The sequence below is a fragment of the Kitasatospora indigofera genome (assembly GCF_014655955.1).
GTDB classification, from domain to species: domain Bacteria; phylum Actinomycetota; class Actinomycetes; order Streptomycetales; family Streptomycetaceae; genus Kitasatospora; species Kitasatospora indigofera.
In genome coordinates this window covers 1-15794 of record NZ_BNBO01000007.1, presented here as the reverse complement: position 1 = coordinate 15794, position 15794 = coordinate 1, and the positions used below count along the sequence as shown (strand labels likewise).

Genomic DNA, 15794 nt, shown 5'->3' with positions numbered 1-15794 from the left:
GCGGGCAACCGCGTGCGGCGGGCTCCGCTCAGCCGGCGGGCCGGCTCGCGGGCGGCTCGGCCGACAGCCGGCGCCGGCTCTCGAAGCGGCGCTGCTCCCCGGTCACCGGATCGGTGAACTCCAGCACCGCGGCCAGTAGTTGCAGGGGGCGGCTGAAGTCGTCGGGGGCCGGCTCGGCCAGCAGCACCGGGTACACCGGGTCGCCCAGGATCGGGATGCCCAGGCCGCTCATGTGCAGGCGGAGCTGGTGGGTGCGCCCGGTGCTCGGGCTGAGCCGGTAGCGGCCGATCCCGTCGGCGTGCCCGGCCAGTTCGATCAGGCTCTCGCTGTTCGGCGGGCCGGCCACCTCCTGCGCGGCGATCACCCCGCGCTCCTTGACGATCCGGCTGCGTACCGTGCGCGGCAGCTCCAGCCCGGGCGCGTACGGCGCCAGTGCCCGGTACTCCTTGCGGACCAGCCGGTCGCGGAAGAGGTTCTGGTACGCGGCCCGCTCGGTGGGCCGGACCACGAACATGGCCAGCCCGGCGGTCAGCCGGTCCAGGCGGTGCGCGGGGCTGAGGGCGGGCAGGCCGAGGTCGTGCCGCAGCCGGGACAGCGCCGTCTGGGTGACGTGCCGGCCCCGCGGCGTGGTGGCCAGGAAGTGCGGCTTGTCGGCGATCACCAAGTGCTCGTCCCGGTGCAGCACGTCCACCGCGAAGGGGACGGGCACCTCCTCGGGCAGGTCCCGGTAGAACCACAGGTGGACACCGGGCACGAAGGCGGCGTCGGGGGCGACCGGGCCGTCCGGGCCGTGGATCTCGCCGCCGCGCAGCATCGCGTCGATCCTGGCCGGGTCGACGGCGGGCAGCCGGTGCGCCAGGTAGGCGCGCAGGGTCGGCCAGGCGCCTTCGCCGGGCAGCTTCAGCCGTACGGGGTCGACGCCGTGGCGCTGCGGGAGCGGGGCGGGCGGTGTCGCGGTCTTGCGTCTCATCGCCGCTCAGCCTAGACGCCCGCGGGCGGCGGCCGGCCCGGGTCGCCGCACCCCACCTCCCGGGCGCCCGCCCCGGCCGCCCGGTCCGGCGTGGCCGCCCGGCCGCGCCCGGTGGAGAGTGGACGGTGGAAGCAGGACGGCGGCGGGCGAGCCCGGTGCCGCGCCCGCCCGTACCGCCGCGCCCGGAGGAGTGATGCCTTGACCAGCGGCGCCCGCAAGGACGTGAAGCTCCCGCCGGCCCGTCTGCCCCGGCGGGCCCGGCGGCTGCTCACGGCCGCCTACCTGCTGCTGGTCGCCGCGGTCGCCACCGACGCGCTGTCCGGGCCGGGCACCACGGTCTCGCCCGTGCTGGCGGCGGTGCCGGTGCTGGCGGGGGCGAGCACGCGGGCGGCCCGGGTGCCCCTGCTGGCCGGCGTCGCCGCCGTCCTCTCGGTGGGCCTGCTGGCGGTCACCAACCGCGGCATCTCGGCCTCGGTGCACGTCACGGCGCTGATCGCGGTGGTGGCCGCGACCCTGGCCAGCGTGGCCAACGTCGTCCTGGTGACGGCCCGCGAACGGGAGCTGTTGCAGGTCAGGACGGTCTCCGAGGCGGCCCAGCGGGCCCTGCTGCGCCCGCCCCCCGAGCGGGTGGGGCGGGTCCGGATCGCCGTCCGCTACGCCGCCGCCGCGGCCGAGGCCCGGATCGGCGGCGACCTGTACGACGTGGTGGAGACCTCGCGCGGCCTGCGGCTCATCCTCGGCGACGTGCAGGGCAGCGGACTGGGCGTGGTGGAGACGGCGGCCGACGTGCTGGGGGTGTTCCGGGACGCCGCCCGGACCGAGCCCTCGCTGACCGGGCTGGCCGGCCGGCTGGACGCCGCGCTGGCCCGGCGCCCGGCCGACGGGCGGTTCGTGACCGCGATGCTGGCCGACGTCCCGTCCCGGCCCGGCCCGGTCGAGCTGGTGAACTGCGGCCACCCGCACCCGATGCTGCGGCGGGCGGGCGTGGTCTGCGAGCTGGAGCCGCCGGAGCACGCCCCGCCGCTGGCCCTGCTGGAGCTGGCCGGCGGCCGGTACACGACCGGCCTGTTCGACCCGCGCCCGGGCGACCTGCTGCTGCTGTACACCGACGGGGTCTCCGAGGCGCGGGACGCCGAGGGCCGGTTCTACCCGCTGGCCGAGCGGCTGGCCGGGCTGCCCGCCGAGGACCCGGACGAGGTGCTGGAGGCCCTGCTCGCCGATGTCCGGAACCACACCCGGACGGGGCTGGACGACGACGCGGCGATGCTGGCCCTGCGCTGGACGCACTGACCCCGGTCCGGGCTCACCCACCGCCGCGCCGGCGCCGCGCCGCCGGGGTGTCCCGGCCGGCACCGCCCCGGCGCCGGGGCGGCAGTGGGACGAAGCCGCTGGTCCGGGCCACGTACTCGGCCCAGCCGGGCTTGCTGCCGCTCAGCTGCCGCTCCAGCATCGGCTTGCCGCTGCCGTTGACCAGCAGGTACGTCATCAGCAGCGGGCTGAACAGGGTGGCCCACCCGATCGGCGCGTCGGCCGCCAGCAGGAACAGGCCCCACCAGACGCAGGCGTCACCGAAGTAGTTCGGATGCCTGGTGTACCGCCACAGCCCCCGGTCCATCACCCGGCCGCGGTTGGCCGGGTCGGCCTTGAAGCGGCCCAGCTGGGCGTCCCCGACCGCCTCGAAGAACAGGCCGACGGCCCACACCGCGACCCCGGCCCAGGCGAGCGGGCCCGGCGGCCGCGGCAGCTGCTGGGCGACCTGCACCGGCAGCGAGACGAACCAGAGGATGCCCGCCTGGAGCAGGTAGACGATCCGCAGCGCGTACGCCGTCCGGCGCCCGCCCGGGGCCTTGGCGAGCATCCGGTCGTAGCGCGGGTCCTCCGGCGCGCCGCGCGATCGCCACCCGATGTGGGCGGACAGCCGCAGGCCCCAGACCAGCACCAGTACGGTCGCCAGCAGCCGGCGCCCCGGGTCGCCGTGCCCGGCGGAGACGGCGTACCCGGTCAGCGCGACGGCCGCGAAGGCCAGCCCCCAGGCCACGTCCACGCCGCGGTGCCGGCCGGTCCGCACGCCGACGGTGAAGGCCGCCAGCATCACGGCCAGCGCCGCGCCGAGGGTGGCCGCGAGGCCGGCCAGCAGCGCGCCCGCGTCGACGCCGCTCATCGCTCGGCCCGCCCGTCGGCCCGCACCGGGGCCCCTGTCGCCCGGGCCCCTGCCACCGGGCTCCCTGTCGCCGGGGCCCTCATCGGGGCCGCTCCTCGCGGGTGAAGAGCAGGTGCTGGACGTCCAGGTAGCCCGTCCGGAAGCCGGCCTCGGAGTACGCCAGGTACAGCTCCCACATCCGGTGGAAGACGTGGTCGAAGCCGAGCGCGGCCACCTCGTCGGCCCGCTCGGTGAACCGCTCGCGCCACAGGCGCAGGGTCTGCGCGTAGTGCGGCCCGAAGGCGTCCCGGTGGGTCAGCCGCAGCCCGGTGTGCCCGGCGGCGGCCTGCGCGAGGCCCTCGACCGAGGGGATCTGCCCGCCGGGGAAGATGTACTTGAGGATCCAGGTGTAGGTGCCCGAGCTGGCCAGCATCCGCTCGTGCGGCATGGTGATCGCCTGCAGCGCGGCCCGCCCGCCGGGGGCCAGCACCCGGTCCAGCGTGGCGAAGTAGGCGGGCCAGTACGCCCGGCCGACCGCCTCGATCATCTCGACGCTGACCACCGCGTCGTAACTCCCCTGGGCGGTCCGGTAGTCGCAGAGGCGGACGTCGACCCGGCGGGCGTGGCCGGCCTCGGCGATCCGGCGTTCGGCGAGCCGTCGCTGCTCCTCGGAGAGGGTCAGTGTGACCACGTCGGCGCCGCGGCCGGCCGCCCGCAGGGCGAGTTCCCCCCAGCCGGTGCCGATCTCCAGCACCCGGCTGCCGGGGCCGACCCCGGCCAGGTCGAGCAGACGGTCGATCTTGCGGTGCTGGGCGGGCACCAGGTCGTCCCAGCCGGCCCGGGCCGGCTCCGCCGCACCGTCCCCGCCGGGCGGGAAGAGCGCCGCCGAGTACGTCATGGTCGGGTCCAGGAAGAGCGCGAAGAGGTCGTTGGAGAGGTCGTAGTGGCGCTGGATGTTGCGCCGCGTGTTGGCCTGGGTGCCCAGTTCGGCCAGCGGGGGCCGCTGGGCGTGCCAGCGGCGCAGCCCCTGCAGCCGGGGCGGCACCAGGGTGCCGGGCGAGGCGGCCAGGGCGGTGAGCAGGGCGACCAGGTCGGGCGAGTCCCAGTCGCCGGCCTGGTAGGACTCGCCGAAGCCGATCAGGCCGTCGGCGCCGATCCGCCGGTGGAAGTCGCGCGGGCGGTGCAGGCGCAGCGTGGGTGCCTGCTCGGGGGCGGGCACCAGCAGCCGCCCGCCCGGCAGTTCGACGCGCAGCCCGAGCCGGCGGGCGACGCTGCGCAGCAGCCGGCCGGCGACGGCCGCCCGCACCGGGCCGCCCGGCACGCGGGCCACGTCGGGCCAGCGCAGCAGGTCGACCTCGGGGGTCTCGGACGGGGGCGTCTGCGGCCGTCCGGGCGCGGCGGAGGGTCGGTAGGTGCTGTAGGTCGTCACGAGGGCGGGGCTTCTTCCTTGACGTCGGAGGTGGAGGGACGGGGTGCGGCGGGGCCGGGGCCGGCGGGTACGGGCAGGTCCGCGGCGGGGCAGGCGGGTTGGTGGTTCCGGGGACCGGCCCGGCCGGGCCCGGCGCCACCGGGCGGCGGACCGTCCTGCGCCGGACCGTCCGCCGCCGGGCCGTCCTGCGCCGGGCGCGGGTGGACCGGCAGGCCGCGCAGCAGCAGCCGGACGCCCTGGTAGCGGATGTGCAGGGAGACCGCGAGGGTGGACAGCGGGTGCCGGACGGCCGCCCGGAGCAGCCCGAGCGGGCCGGCCGGCCGCCTGGTCCCGCGCAGGGTGGCGGTGAACACCCGCTCCCCGCCCCGGCGCAGGTGGATGGTGAGGTCCAGCAGGGCCCCCGGCTCCGGCACCCGCATCAGGTACTCGCCGTCCACCGGGAAGAACGGCGAGACGTAGAACTCCTTGCCGGCGCTCGCCCGGCCCTGCCGGTCCGGCCGCAACAGGTAGCGGTGCCGCCCGCCGTACGTGTTGTGCACCTCGGCCACCGTGCAGAGCGGCGTGCCGTCCGCGGCGTGGCACCAGTAGACGGTGAGCGGGTTGAAGACGTGCCCGAAGGAGCGGGCGTGCGCCAGCATCAGCACCTGCCCGCCGGCCAGGTCGATGCCGTGGCCGGCCAGGAAGTCCTCGATGTCCTGGCGCGGCGGGCGCCGTCCGTCGCCGTGGTCCGCGGGCCGGAACCGGGCCAGCGGGCGCAGCACGGCGGGCAGGACGGGCAGTCGGTCCAGGTCGACCAGCCACAGGTAGGTGCGGTGGCTGAAGGAGTGCCGGACGGCGCCGGTGCGCACATGGGTCGTCCGGCAGTCGTAGAGGGCGGCGCCCCAGGGCCCGGGCAGCTCCACCCGGAGCGCCTCGGCCGGAGCCGGCACTCCGGCCGGTGCCGGTGCCGGCATTTCGGCGGGTGCCGGTGCCGGCATTTCGGCGGGTGCCAGTGCCGCTGCCGGTGCTCCGGCCGTTCCCGGCGCCCGGCCGTTCCCGGCGCGGGCCGGGGCTGCGGGCCGGTTCACGGCGCCACGGCCCCGGTGAGGGCCCGGGCCGCCAGCACCCCCGAGCGGCAGCCGTCCTCGTGGAAGCCCCAGCCGTGGTACGCCCCGGCGTAGGCGGTGCGCCCGGTGGTGAGTTCGGGCAGCCGGCGCTGGGCGGCGACGCTCTCCGGGGTGTAGACGGGGTGACGGTAGACCATCCGGGCCACCACCTGCTCCGGCGGCACCGGGTGGCCGGCGTCCTCGTTCAGGGTGACCAGGTAGTCCTCGGCGGTGTCGAGGCCGAGCAGGCGGTTGAGGTGGTAGCTCACCTCGACCCGGTCGGCGCTGCCGCCGCAGTCGGCCATCCGGTAGTTCCAGGAGGCGCGGGCCCGGGCGGCGGTCGGCAGCAGGCTCGCGTCCCGGTGCAGGACGGTCGGGTTGAGCGAGTACCGGAACGCGCCGAGGACGTCACGCTCCGCCTCGGTGGGGTCGGCCAGCAGGCTCAGGGCCTGGTCGGGGTGGGTGGCGAGGACCACCGAGTCGAAGGCGGCCCGCTCGCCGCCGCCGGTGACGATCTCCACCCCGTCCGGGTGGCGCCGCACGGCACGCACCGGGGTGCCCCGGTGGACGGCGGTCAGCCGGTCGGCGATCTTCTCCACGTACCCGCGGGAGCCGCCGACCACCGTCCGCCAGGTCGGCGAGCCGGTGACGCCCAGCATCCCGTGGTTGTCCAGGAAGGCGAAGAGGTAGCGGGCCGGGTAGTCGCCGGCGATGTCCGGCGCGCAGGACCAGACCGCCGAGACCACCGGGGTCATGAAGTGGCTGACGAAGTACGGCGAGAAGCCGCCGTCGGCGAGGAAGTCCCGCAGGGTCAGGGTGTCCGCACCGGGGCCGGCGGCGGCCAGCAGCCGGCGGGCCCGGCGGTGGAAGCGCGGCACCTCGGCGAGCATCCTCAGGTAGTCGCCGCGCAGCAGCCGGGACGGCTGGGCGAACAGGCCGCCCGGTCCGCGGGCGCCGGCGTACTGCAGGCCGCAGCCCCGGCAGTGCACCGACATGCTCATCTCGCTGGGCCGGGTGGCCACCCCCAACTCGTCGAACATCTCGATGAGATGGGGGTAGGTCCGCTCGTTGTGCACCAGGAAGGCGGTGTCGAGGGGCACGCTGCGCCCGTCGGCGCCGGTCACGTCCTGGGTGTGCGCGTGGCCGCCCAGCCGGCTGTCGGCCTCGAACAACTCGACCTCCGCACCGGCCCGGTGCAGCCGGTACGCGGCGGTGAGGCCGGCCACCCCGCTGCCGACGACCGCGGTGCGGCGGCCCCCCGCGTGCGGGCGCACCCGGCGCCGTCCGGCATCGTCACCCGCGATCTGCGCCGCTGCGGCAAGTTCGGGCACGCTCACGCACACCCCTCCCGTTCCGTCGGGCCCACCCGCCTCCGGGTGGGCCGCCTTTCCCCTGGACATCAGGTATTCGGAGCGGGAGGGCGGCCGGATTGGCCGGAATCCGGGCAGCCGGTCAGACGAACGGCATCAGCATCACCGGGGCGCCGGTGGGCGCCGCCGAGCCGCCGGCCGGCTCGACCGTCACCCCGACCCCGGCCGCGCCGTCGATCCCGCCGGTGAGCAGCAACGAGCCGGTGGTGGTGGGCAGCAGGCCCGCGGGCCGCATGGTGCCGGAGTCGTTGAACCAGAGTTCGTAGACCTTGTCCTTCGGCAGGTCCGGCAGGCCGGCGGCGAGGAATCCGGCCTGGCCGAGGCTCTCGGACCAGACCACGGTGCCGACGCCGGAGCCGGCCGTGGCCGTCCTGGTCCGGGCGTCCGGTGCGGTCAGCAGCGAGCTGAACGCGGCTGCCTGCTGCTGCAGTTGGGCGGACTGCCGGTCGGCGCGCTCGGCCTGCCGGTGCTCGTTGACGGCGACGCCGCCGAGACCGAGCGCGACCGCCACCGAGGCGGCCAGCGCGAACTTGGGCCAGGAGCGGGCGAGTCGGCCGCGCCCGCCGCCGCTCGCCGGCTCGTGCTCGTCCATTGGCCCGCCGGGCCCGAGTTGGCGCACCGACCCGATGCCGGCCATCACCCGCAGCTTGAGTTCGGGCGGCACCGGCGTCGCCTCGGCGGCACCGAGCCGGGCCAGCGCGGCCCTGAACTCCTGCACCTCCAGCGCGCAGGCCGGGCACTGGGCCAGGTGGCGCTCGAAGGCGAGGCTCTCCGCCTCCGGCAGCGCGTGCGCCGCGTACGCGCCGGTGAGCGTGTGCAGATCGGCGGCCGTGCTCATGACCCCACCCCCAGGCAGTCGCGCAGCCGGATCAGACCGTCCCGCATGCGTGTCTTGACGGTGCCGAGCGGCACCCCGAGCATCTCGGCGGTCTCCCGGTAGGAACAGCCCCGGTAGTACGCCAGGGTGACCGACTCCCGTTGGAGCTCGGTCAGCATCTTCAGGCAGCGGCGGACCTGTTCGCGCTCCAGCCGGTTCTCGACCTGCTCGGCGACCTCGTCGTAGGCCGGCACGTGGGCCTGCGCGGCGGCCCGCCGGTCCCGGTCGGCGGCGGCCTGCGCGCTGCGCACCCGGTCCACGGCGCGCCGGTGGGCGAGGGTCATCACCCAGGCCATCACCTCGCCGCGCTCGGGCTGGTAGCGGGCGGCGGTGCGCCAGACCTCCAGCATGACCTCCTGGGTGACCTCCTCGGACTGCGCCGGGTCCCTCAGCACCCGCCGGACCAGGCCGAGCACCGGGCCGGCCACCACGTCGTAGAGCCGGCCGAAGGCCTCCTGGTCACCGAAGGCGACCTTGGTCAGCAGCTCCCGCAGGTCAGGGCCTCGGCGTTGCGGACCGGACAGATGGACCACCGTGTTCATGCCGCCACCTCCCGACGGCCGGCGCGCCGCGCCGTCGCTCGTTGGTACAGGACCGACGGGCGGTCCTGCGGTGGGGTCGCGGGCATGACTGGCCTCCTGCTGGGCATGGGACGTCCGGTCCGGCCCCGAGCACTGCGCGGGGGCGGGCATCTGGTGTTCGGATCAGCCTGGCCGGTGGATTGGCCGCGGCCGGGGATTTTTCGCGGTTCCGGCCGAACGCGGGCAGGCGGGGCCCACGGGAGGAGCGGGCCCCGGAGGGGCGACCGCGGCGGCCTCTTCCCTAGCCGGGCCCGGAGAGGTCCGCCAGCACCACGGCGACGAGCTCGCGGCGGCTCCGGACCCCGAATTTGTCGAAGACGGCGGTCAGATGCTCCTGGACGGTGTTGGCGGAGATGTGGAGCTCGTCGACCAGCTGGCGGGTGGAGCGCCCCCGGATGACCAGGGCCGCGACCCGGGTCTGGGCGTCGGTGAGGCCGTGGGCGCTGAGCAGGACGGCGCCGAGTTCCGCCGGCCGGGCCGGTTCCACCACCACGCCGATCTGCGGGCCGAGGCGACTGGTGTGCAGGGCGAGCCAGCGACCGGAGCGCCCGCGGACGCGGACGGTCGAGGGCACCGGGCCGGCCGCGGCCGCGAGCACGCTGACCGGGAGCAGGCCCCCGCCCTGCCGGTCGCCGTCGGGGAAGTCGGTCAGCCACTGCTCGGCCTCGGGGCTCATGGACACCGTCCTGAGGGCGGAGTCGAGCAGGATCAGCCCCACCCCGTCCGGGGCGGCGGCGGCCGTCGGAGGCGGTGCCGCGGTCACCGCCGTGCGCAGACCGGCCGCCAGCGCCGGTACGACGCGTCGGACCAGGGCGATCTCCGCGTCGGTGAAGCCCGGGGAGGCGGCCTCCCGGTGCAGGCAGAGCACTCCCCAGCAGCGGTGCCCGGTGACCAGCGCGGCGCGCAGTTCGTCGCCGAGGCCGAGGGGGGCCATGATCTCCCGGTGGCGGGCGCTGTCCGTGCGGTCGCCTCCGGTGGCCCGGTCCAACGACCCGACCGGATCCGCCGCCCGGGCGAGACCGGCGAACTTGTTGACGTCCGCCCGCCCGAACTCGTTGTCGAGGAACAGCGCCGTCGCGGGGCCGAGCGGGTCCTCGGCGGTCGCCGAGGTGAACAGCAGGGTCACCGGGTCGACGGTCGCGGAGAAGGCCGCCTCCGCCGGTACCACCCGGCGCAGCCGGCCGACGATCTCCGTGCCCAGCGTGGCGGCGTCCAGCCCGCCGCGGCACCGTCGTTCGATGTCGGCGAGCCGGCGTTCCACGGCCGCACCTGCCACGCGTCCGAGCCTACTCCCGGCTACCCCGGGCCCTGGACGAGCCCGAGCCCGCGCAGCAGCCCCAGCTCGTCGAGCCGGCCCCAGCGCTCGACGATGCGGCCCTCCCGGACCCGGAAGATGTTGATCCCGCGCAGCGTGACGGTGCGGCCGGTGGCCGGCGCGCCGAAGATCTCGCCGCGCTGGGTGCCGGCGGCGCTGAAGTGCTCCACGACCAGGTCGTCCTCTGCGACGAGGAAGTCCGGCATGGAGTGCCAGTCGGGGAAGGCACCGCGGAACAGGGCGGCGGCGGCGCGCATGCCCTCGCGACCGGTGTCGGTACCGACGGGCGGGTCGTGGTCGAGGAAGTCCTCGGCGAGGTACTCGTCGACCGCCGCGAGGTCGCCCTTGGTGAACAGTGCGTCGATGAAGGCACGCACGATCTCCCGGTTGGCTGTGATTCGGGTCTTCTCGATGGTGTCCATGGCCACAGTCTCGGACGCCGCCGAGGCTCCTGGTACCCCAGAAACCTGGGGTTTCCCCCCACGCGGCCGCGGCCCGGCACGGATCCGCCGCGCGCCCCGACGACGGCCCGCCACCGCCCGGGCCCGGCACCAATCCTCCGAGCCGCCCGCACCGAATACTCCGCGGCGAAGCCGCCGGGCGGGGGCCCGCGGGCCGGGACGAACGAGGGAGCGGCGCACGGTGACGAGCGGGACGGGCAGTGGGACGGGCGACGGCGCGATCCGTACGGGCACGGGTACGGGCGGTCCGGGCACCGGTGCGGGCGGTCCGGGCGGCACCGGCCCGGAGCGCCGGCTGTTCGACGTCCGGGAGATCTACGCGGAGCCGGCGGCGGCCGCCTCCCCGCGCGGCCGGCAGGTGCTCGACCGCTTCCCCGACGCGAAGGTGATCGCGGTGCCCTCGCACTGGCAGATCCCGCACCTGCACGGGAACGAGGGCAACGTGGCCCGCTGGGCCCGGGTCAAGAGCGAGGTGGTGGTGCTCGGGGTGAAGAAGTCGCTCACCACCAGGCCCAACGGCCGCTCGGCGGACTGGATCGCGCCCAGCTCGGCGAACGGCTGCGCGCTGGCCTGCGCCTACTGCTACGTGCCCCGGCGCAAGGGGTACGCCAATCCGGTCACCGTCTTCACCAACATCGACAAGATCGTCGCCCACCTGGGCCGCCATGTCGCCCGGCAGGGCCCCAAGACCGAGCCCAACAGCTGTGACCCCGTGTCCTGGGTGTACGACATCGGGGAGAACAACGACTGCTCGGTCGATGCGCTGATCTGCGACAACACCGCCGACCTCATCCGCGCCTTCCGGCACTGGCCGACCGCCAAGGCCTCGTTCGCCACCAAGTGGGTCAACCGCGAGCTGCTGGCGCTCGACCCGCGCGGCCGGACCAGGATCCGCTTCTCGCTGATGCCGCCCGCCGACGCCCGGCTGCTGGACATCCGCACCAGCCCCGTGCCGGAGCGGCTGGCCGCCGCCGGGGACTTCCTGGCCGCCGGGTACGAGGTGCACTTCAACTTCTCCCCGGTCGTGCTGCGCGAGGGCTGGGAACACGACTGGGCGGATCTGCTGCGCCGGATGGACGACACCCTGCCGGGCGCCGTGAAGGCACAGGCCGCCGCGGAGATCATCATGCTGACCCACAACCGCGAGCTGCACGACGTCAACCTGGGCTGGCACCCCAGGGCGGAGGACGTGCTCTGGCGGCCCGGCCTCCAGGAGGCCAAGCGTTCGCAGAACGGCGCCTGGAACGTCCGTTACCGCACCGGCCTCAAGGGTGCCGCCGTCCGTACCCTGCGGGGCCTGGTCGAGCGGCACGCACCGTGGCTGCGGATCAGGTACGCGTTCTGAGCGATCCCCCCGACCCCCGGAGGCACCGATGACCGACAGCCCCGCCGGCGACAGCGCCGGCGGCACCCGCATCCTGGTGACCGGCGCCACCGGCTACATCGGCGGGCGGCTGGTGCCCGAACTGCTCGCGGCCGGCCACCGGGTGCGCTGCCTGGCCCGCGACCCCGGCCGGCTGCGCGACCTGCCCTGGCGGGGGCGGGTGGAGAGCGCCCGCGGCGACGTCACCCGCCCGGAGACGCTGCCCGCGGCCTTCGAGGGCGTCGAGGTGGCCTACTACCTGGTGCACGCGCTGGGCACCGGCCCCTCCTTCGAACGGCGCGACGCGGACGCCGCCCGGGCCTTCGGGCGGGCCGCCGCCGCGGCCGGGGTCCGGCGGATCGTCTACCTCGGCGGGCTGGTCCCGGCCGGCGTCCCCGAGCGGGAGCTCTCGCCGCACCTGCGCTCCCGGGCCGAGGTCGGCCGGATCCTGCGGGAGAGCGGCGTCCCGACGGCGGAGCTGCGGGCCGCCGTGATCATCGGCTCCGGGTCCGCCTCGTTCGAGATGCTGCGTCACCTGACCGAGCGGCTGCCCGTGATGGTCACCCCCAGCTGGGTGCGGACCAGGATCCAGCCGATCGCCGTCCGGGACGTGCTGCGCCACCTGGTCGACTGCGTCCGGCTGCCGCCCGAGGTCAACCGCAGCTTCGACGTCGGCGGGCCGGACGTGCTGACGTACCGCGAGATGATGCTCCGCTACGCCCGGGTGGCCGGGCTGCCCCGGCGGGTGATCGTGCCGGTGCCGGTGCTGACGCCGAGCCTGTCCAGCCACTGGGTCGGGCTGGTCACGCCGGTGCCGAGCGGCCTGGCCCGGCCGCTGGTCGAGTCGTTGCGGTACGAGGTGGTCTGCGGCGAGCACGACATCCTCCGCTTCTCCCCCGTCCCGCCCGGCGGCGCGACCGGCTTCGACGAGGCCGTCCGGCTCGCCCTCAAGCGGATCCGGGACGCCGACGTGAGCACCCGGTGGTCCTCGGCCTCGCTGCCGGGCGCGCCCAGCGATCCGCTGCCGAGCGATCCGGACTGGGCCGGCGGCACCCTGTACGAGGACGACCGGGAGCTGGCGGTGGACGTGCCGCCGGCCGCGCTGTGGCGGGTGGTGGAGGGGATCGGCGGCGAGAACGGCTGGTACTCCTTCCCCCTCGCCTGGGCGCTGCGCGGCTGGCTGGACCGGCTGGTCGGCGGGGTGGGCCTGCGGCGCGGCCGGCGGGACCCGGCCCGGCTGCGGGTCGGCGACTCGCTGGACTTCTGGCGGGTGGAGGAGATCGAGCCGGGCCGGCTGCTGCGGCTGCGCGCCGAGATGCGGCTGCCCGGGCCGGCCTGGCTGGAGCTGCGGGTGGAGCCGGACGCGCGGGGCGGCGCGGTCTACCGCCAGCGGGCCCTGTTCCACCCGCGCGGGCTGGCCGGCCACGCGTACTGGTGGTCCGTCGCGCCCTTCCACAGCGTCGTGTTCGGCGGGATGGCGCGGAACATCGCCGCGCGGGCCGAGCAGTACGCGGCGGCGCCCGCGGGCTGACCCGTCGTCCGCCGGACCGGCACCGCACCGTCCGCACCGGCGGGCGGCGGGCGGCGGGCGGCGGGCAGCGGGTGGCAGGCGGCGGGCAGCAGGTAGCAGGTAGCTGCTGAACTCCCTGGTCAGAGCGGGGATTTCACCCCTGGGGGTGAGATCGCAATTCGCACCCATCCGGCGGACCCGCCGCCCCGAATGGTGGGTGTGAGCAGCGAACCCGGCCAGGCGCCGGCAACCCCCGACGCATCCCGCCCCCGGCGCCTGCGCGCGTCCGCGGTCCGGGCGGCGGGTGCCGCGGCGGTCGGGGTGGCCGCGGCCGCCTCGGCGATCGCGCTGGGCGAACTGGTCTCGGCGTTCACCGGCCCGGCCGGCGCCCCGGCGCTGGCGGTCGGTTCGGCCGCCATCGACCTGACGCCCACTCCGCTCAAGGAGTACGCCGTCCGGACCTTCGGCACCAACGACAAACCGGTGCTGCTGGGCGGGATCTACCTGACCCTCACCGCGCTGGCGGTGCTGGCCGGGCTGATCGCCGTCCGGCGTCCGCGGGCCGGCGCGGCGATGTTCGCCGTCTTCGGCGGGGTCGGGGCGTGGGCGGCGATGTCCCGGAGCACCTCGGGCCCCGCCTACCTGCTGCCCTCGCTGGCCGCCGGACTGGGCGGAGCCGCCGTGCTGGTGCTGCTGGCCGGCCGGTACCGCCGCGCCCTGCCGGCCGGGCCCCCGTCCGCACCGGCACCCGCACCGGCGGCCGATCCGGCACCGGCCGACGCGCCGGAGCCCGTCCGGCCGGACCGCCGGCAGTTCCTGGTCGCCACCGGCGGCACCGTGGCGGTGGCCGCGGCCGTCGGCTGGGCGGGGCGTTCGCTGTCGCAGTCCCGCAACGACATCAGCGCCGCCCGGCGCGCCGTCCGGATACCGCCACCGGCCCGCCCGGCCACCGCCCTGCCGGCGGCCGTGCACCCCGGCATCCCGGGCCTGTCGCCCTTCGTCACCCCGAACGCCGACTTCTACCGGGTCGACACCGCGCTGACCCTGCCGAAGATCGATCCGGACCGCTGGTCGCTGCGCGTCCACGGCCTGGTCGACCGCCCGCTGCTGATCAGCTTCGACGAGTTGCTGCGGCTGCCGCTGGAGGAGCTGGACCACACCATGTCCTGCGTCTCCAACGAGGTGGGCGGGCCGTACGTCGGCACCACCCGCTGGCTCGGGGCGGCGCTGCCGGCGCTGCTCCGCTCGGCGGGGGTGCGGGCCGGCGCGGACCAGCTGGTCGGCCGCTCCCAGGACGGCATGAGCATCGGCACCCCGCTGGAGTCGGTGCTCGACGGCCGGCGGGCCCTGCTGGCGGTGGCGATGAACGGCGAGACGCTGCCGGTCGCGCACGGGTTCCCGTGCCGCACGGTGGTCCCCGGCTTCTACGGCTACACCTCCGCGACCAAGTGGCTGACCGAGCTGGAGGTCACCACCTTCGCCCGGTACGACCCGTACTGGGTGCGGCGCGGCTGGGACCGCACCGGCGCGGTGCGGACCGCCTCCCGGATCGAGGTGCCGGCCGGCTTCGCCCGGGTCCCGGCCGGCACCGTCACGGTGGCCGGCACGGCCTGGGCCACCCACCGCGGGGTCGCCGCGGTGGAGGTCCGGGTCGACGACGGGCCGTGGGCCGAGGCGACGCTGGCCGCCGACGCCGGGCCCGACCTGTGGCGGCAGTGGAGCTGGGACTGGCCGGGTGCCCGGCCCGGCACCCACACCCTCCAGGTCCGCGCCACCGACACCACCGGCGCCGTCCAGCCCGAGGCCAGGGCGGCACCCTTCCCCAGCGGGTCCACGGGCTGGCACAGCACCGTGGTGACCGTCGTCTGACCCTTACCGCCCCGAACCACATCCCCACCCCGCCTACCAGCCCGGTACGCGACACCACCGCCGTCCCGGCCATGGCACCGCCATGCCCGGAGCCGGCCACCCCACAGGAAGTGACCTCTCATGTCCGTGACCCGCATCCGCACCACCGCCGCCCTGCTCGCCGCCGGCGCCCTCGCCTTCGGCCTGACCGCCTGTGGCAGCAGCGGCGACTCGTCGTCCTCCTCGGCGAAGAGCGGCTCCTCGGCACCGGCGGCCACCAGCTCCGCCCCCGCCGCTCCGGCCCCGTCCGCCGCCTCGATGACCGAGCCGTTCGGCGCCGCCTGCGCCGCCGTGCCGAAGGACGGCGCGGGCAGCTTCAACGGCATGGCCCAGGACCCGGTCGCCACCGCCGCCTCCAACAACCCGCTGCTGTCGACCCTGGTGACGGCGGTCAAGGCGGCCGGCCTGGCGGACACCCTGAACTCGGCGAAGAACGTGACCGTCTTCGCGCCCACCAACGACGCCTTCGCCAAGCTGCCGAAGGAGACGCTGGACAAGGTGCTCGCCGACAAGGCGATGCTCACCAAGATCCTGACCTACCACGTCACCCCGGAGAGCCTGGCGCCCGCGACGCTGGCCGGCAGCCACAAGACCCTGGAGGGCAGTGACCTCACGGTGGCCGGCTCCGGGCAGGACTTCACCGTCAACGGCAACGCCAAGGTGCTCTGCGGCAACGTCCACACGGCCAACGCGACCGTCTACATCGTCGACACCGTGCTGATGCCGACCTCCTGAGCACCTCCCCCGAACGCGCGCGAGCCCGGACCGTCGGTCGGTCCGGGCTC

General features: G+C 76.0%; 13 protein-coding genes and 1 pseudogene. 5 read left to right on the top strand and 9 right to left on the bottom strand.

Annotated elements, in window-relative coordinates; all coding sequences use genetic code 11:
• Positions 1 to 28: 28 nt before the first annotated feature.
• Positions 29 to 970: a pseudouridine synthase gene (locus IE329_RS09145; protein WP_190210347.1), complete on the bottom strand. Its 942-nt coding sequence runs from the start codon at positions 968 to 970 to the stop codon at positions 29 to 31.
• A gap of 198 nt (positions 971 to 1168) precedes the next feature.
• Here IE329_RS09145 and IE329_RS09140 point away from each other — a divergent pair, with 198 nt between their 5' ends.
• Positions 1169 to 2260 carry a PP2C family protein-serine/threonine phosphatase gene (locus IE329_RS09140; RefSeq protein ID WP_190210346.1) on the top strand — a complete coding sequence of 364 codons (1092 nt, stop codon included), beginning with the start codon at positions 1169 to 1171 and terminating at the stop codon, positions 2258 to 2260.
• Positions 2261 to 2273: 13 nt separating this feature from the next.
• Here IE329_RS09140 and IE329_RS09135 read toward each other — a convergent pair whose 3' ends face one another.
• The 8 genes and pseudogenes from IE329_RS09135 to IE329_RS09100 form a co-directional block, all read right to left on the bottom strand.
• A complete protein-coding gene (locus IE329_RS09135; protein WP_190210345.1) occupies positions 2274 to 3131 on the bottom strand; it encodes a DUF1295 domain-containing protein in 858 nt (285 codons plus the stop codon).
• A gap of 79 nt (positions 3132 to 3210) precedes the next feature.
• Positions 3211 to 4539: an SAM-dependent methyltransferase gene (locus IE329_RS09130; RefSeq protein ID WP_373311117.1), complete on the bottom strand. Its 1329-nt coding sequence runs from the start codon at positions 4537 to 4539 to the stop codon at positions 3211 to 3213.
• A gap of 191 nt (positions 4540 to 4730) precedes the next feature.
• A pseudogene (locus IE329_RS09125) lies at positions 4731 to 5492 on the bottom strand (DUF1365 domain-containing protein); the annotation flags it as partial.
• A gap of 110 nt (positions 5493 to 5602) precedes the next feature.
• Positions 5603 to 6898: an NAD(P)/FAD-dependent oxidoreductase gene (locus IE329_RS09120; RefSeq protein ID WP_229927311.1), complete on the bottom strand. Its 1296-nt coding sequence runs from the start codon at positions 6896 to 6898 to the stop codon at positions 5603 to 5605.
• 178 nt (positions 6899 to 7076) lie between these two features.
• Positions 7077 to 7832 carry an anti-sigma factor gene (locus tag IE329_RS09115; RefSeq protein ID WP_190210342.1) on the bottom strand — a complete coding sequence of 252 codons (756 nt, stop codon included), beginning with the start codon at positions 7830 to 7832 and terminating at the stop codon, positions 7077 to 7079.
• Positions 7829 to 8413, bottom strand: a complete 585-nt coding sequence (gene sigK, locus IE329_RS09110; RefSeq protein WP_190210341.1) for an ECF RNA polymerase sigma factor SigK — start codon at positions 8411 to 8413, stop codon at positions 7829 to 7831. The genes IE329_RS09115 and sigK overlap by 4 nt, the downstream gene beginning before the upstream one ends.
• Positions 8414 to 8693: 280 nt before the next feature.
• A complete protein-coding gene (locus IE329_RS09105) occupies positions 8694 to 9728 on the bottom strand; it encodes a helix-turn-helix transcriptional regulator (protein ID WP_190210340.1) in 1035 nt (344 codons plus the stop codon).
• A 20-nt stretch (positions 9729 to 9748) separates the two neighbouring features.
• Entirely contained in the window at positions 9749 to 10189 is a 441-nt protein-coding gene (locus IE329_RS09100; protein WP_190210339.1) for an ester cyclase, read from the bottom strand.
• A gap of 220 nt (positions 10190 to 10409) precedes the next feature.
• Between IE329_RS09100 and IE329_RS09095 the strand changes: the two genes are divergently transcribed.
• From IE329_RS09095 to IE329_RS09080, 4 genes are all read left to right on the top strand, one after another.
• The gene (locus tag IE329_RS09095; RefSeq protein WP_229927284.1) at positions 10410 to 11573 is read left to right on the top strand and encodes a spore photoproduct lyase family protein; all 1164 of its coding nucleotides are present in this window, start codon (positions 10410 to 10412) and stop codon (positions 11571 to 11573) included.
• Between the two features lie 28 nt (positions 11574 to 11601).
• The gene (locus IE329_RS09090; RefSeq protein WP_190210337.1) at positions 11602 to 13122 is read left to right on the top strand and encodes an SDR family oxidoreductase; all 1521 of its coding nucleotides are present in this window, start codon (positions 11602 to 11604) and stop codon (positions 13120 to 13122) included.
• A gap of 198 nt (positions 13123 to 13320) precedes the next feature.
• Entirely contained in the window at positions 13321 to 14970 is a 1650-nt protein-coding gene (locus IE329_RS09085) for a molybdopterin-dependent oxidoreductase (RefSeq protein ID WP_308438358.1), read from the top strand.
• A 120-nt stretch (positions 14971 to 15090) separates the two neighbouring features.
• Positions 15091 to 15744: a fasciclin domain-containing protein gene (locus IE329_RS09080; protein ID WP_190210335.1), complete on the top strand. Its 654-nt coding sequence runs from the start codon at positions 15091 to 15093 to the stop codon at positions 15742 to 15744.
• Positions 15745 to 15794 lie beyond the last annotated feature (50 nt).

Bases quoted from the DNA above. Each gene is read 5' to 3' on its own strand.
- IE329_RS09145 (WP_190210347.1), bottom strand. From the start codon at position 970: ATGAGACGCAAGACCGCGACACCGCCCGCCCCGCTCCCGCAGCGCCAC.
- IE329_RS09135 (WP_190210345.1), bottom strand. From the start codon at position 3,131: ATGAGCGGCGTCGACGCGGGCGCGCTGCTGGCCGGCCTCGCGGCCACC.
- IE329_RS09115 (WP_190210342.1), bottom strand. From the start codon at position 7,832: ATGAGCACGGCCGCCGATCTGCACACGCTCACCGGCGCGTACGCGGCG.
- sigK (WP_190210341.1), bottom strand. From the start codon at position 8,413: ATGAACACGGTGGTCCATCTGTCCGGTCCGCAACGCCGAGGCCCTGAC.
- IE329_RS09100 (WP_190210339.1), bottom strand. From the start codon at position 10,189: ATGGACACCATCGAGAAGACCCGAATCACAGCCAACCGGGAGATCGTG.
- IE329_RS09090 (WP_190210337.1), top strand. From the start codon at position 11,602: ATGACCGACAGCCCCGCCGGCGACAGCGCCGGCGGCACCCGCATCCTG.
- IE329_RS09080 (WP_190210335.1), top strand. From the start codon at position 15,091: ATGTCCGTGACCCGCATCCGCACCACCGCCGCCCTGCTCGCCGCCGGC.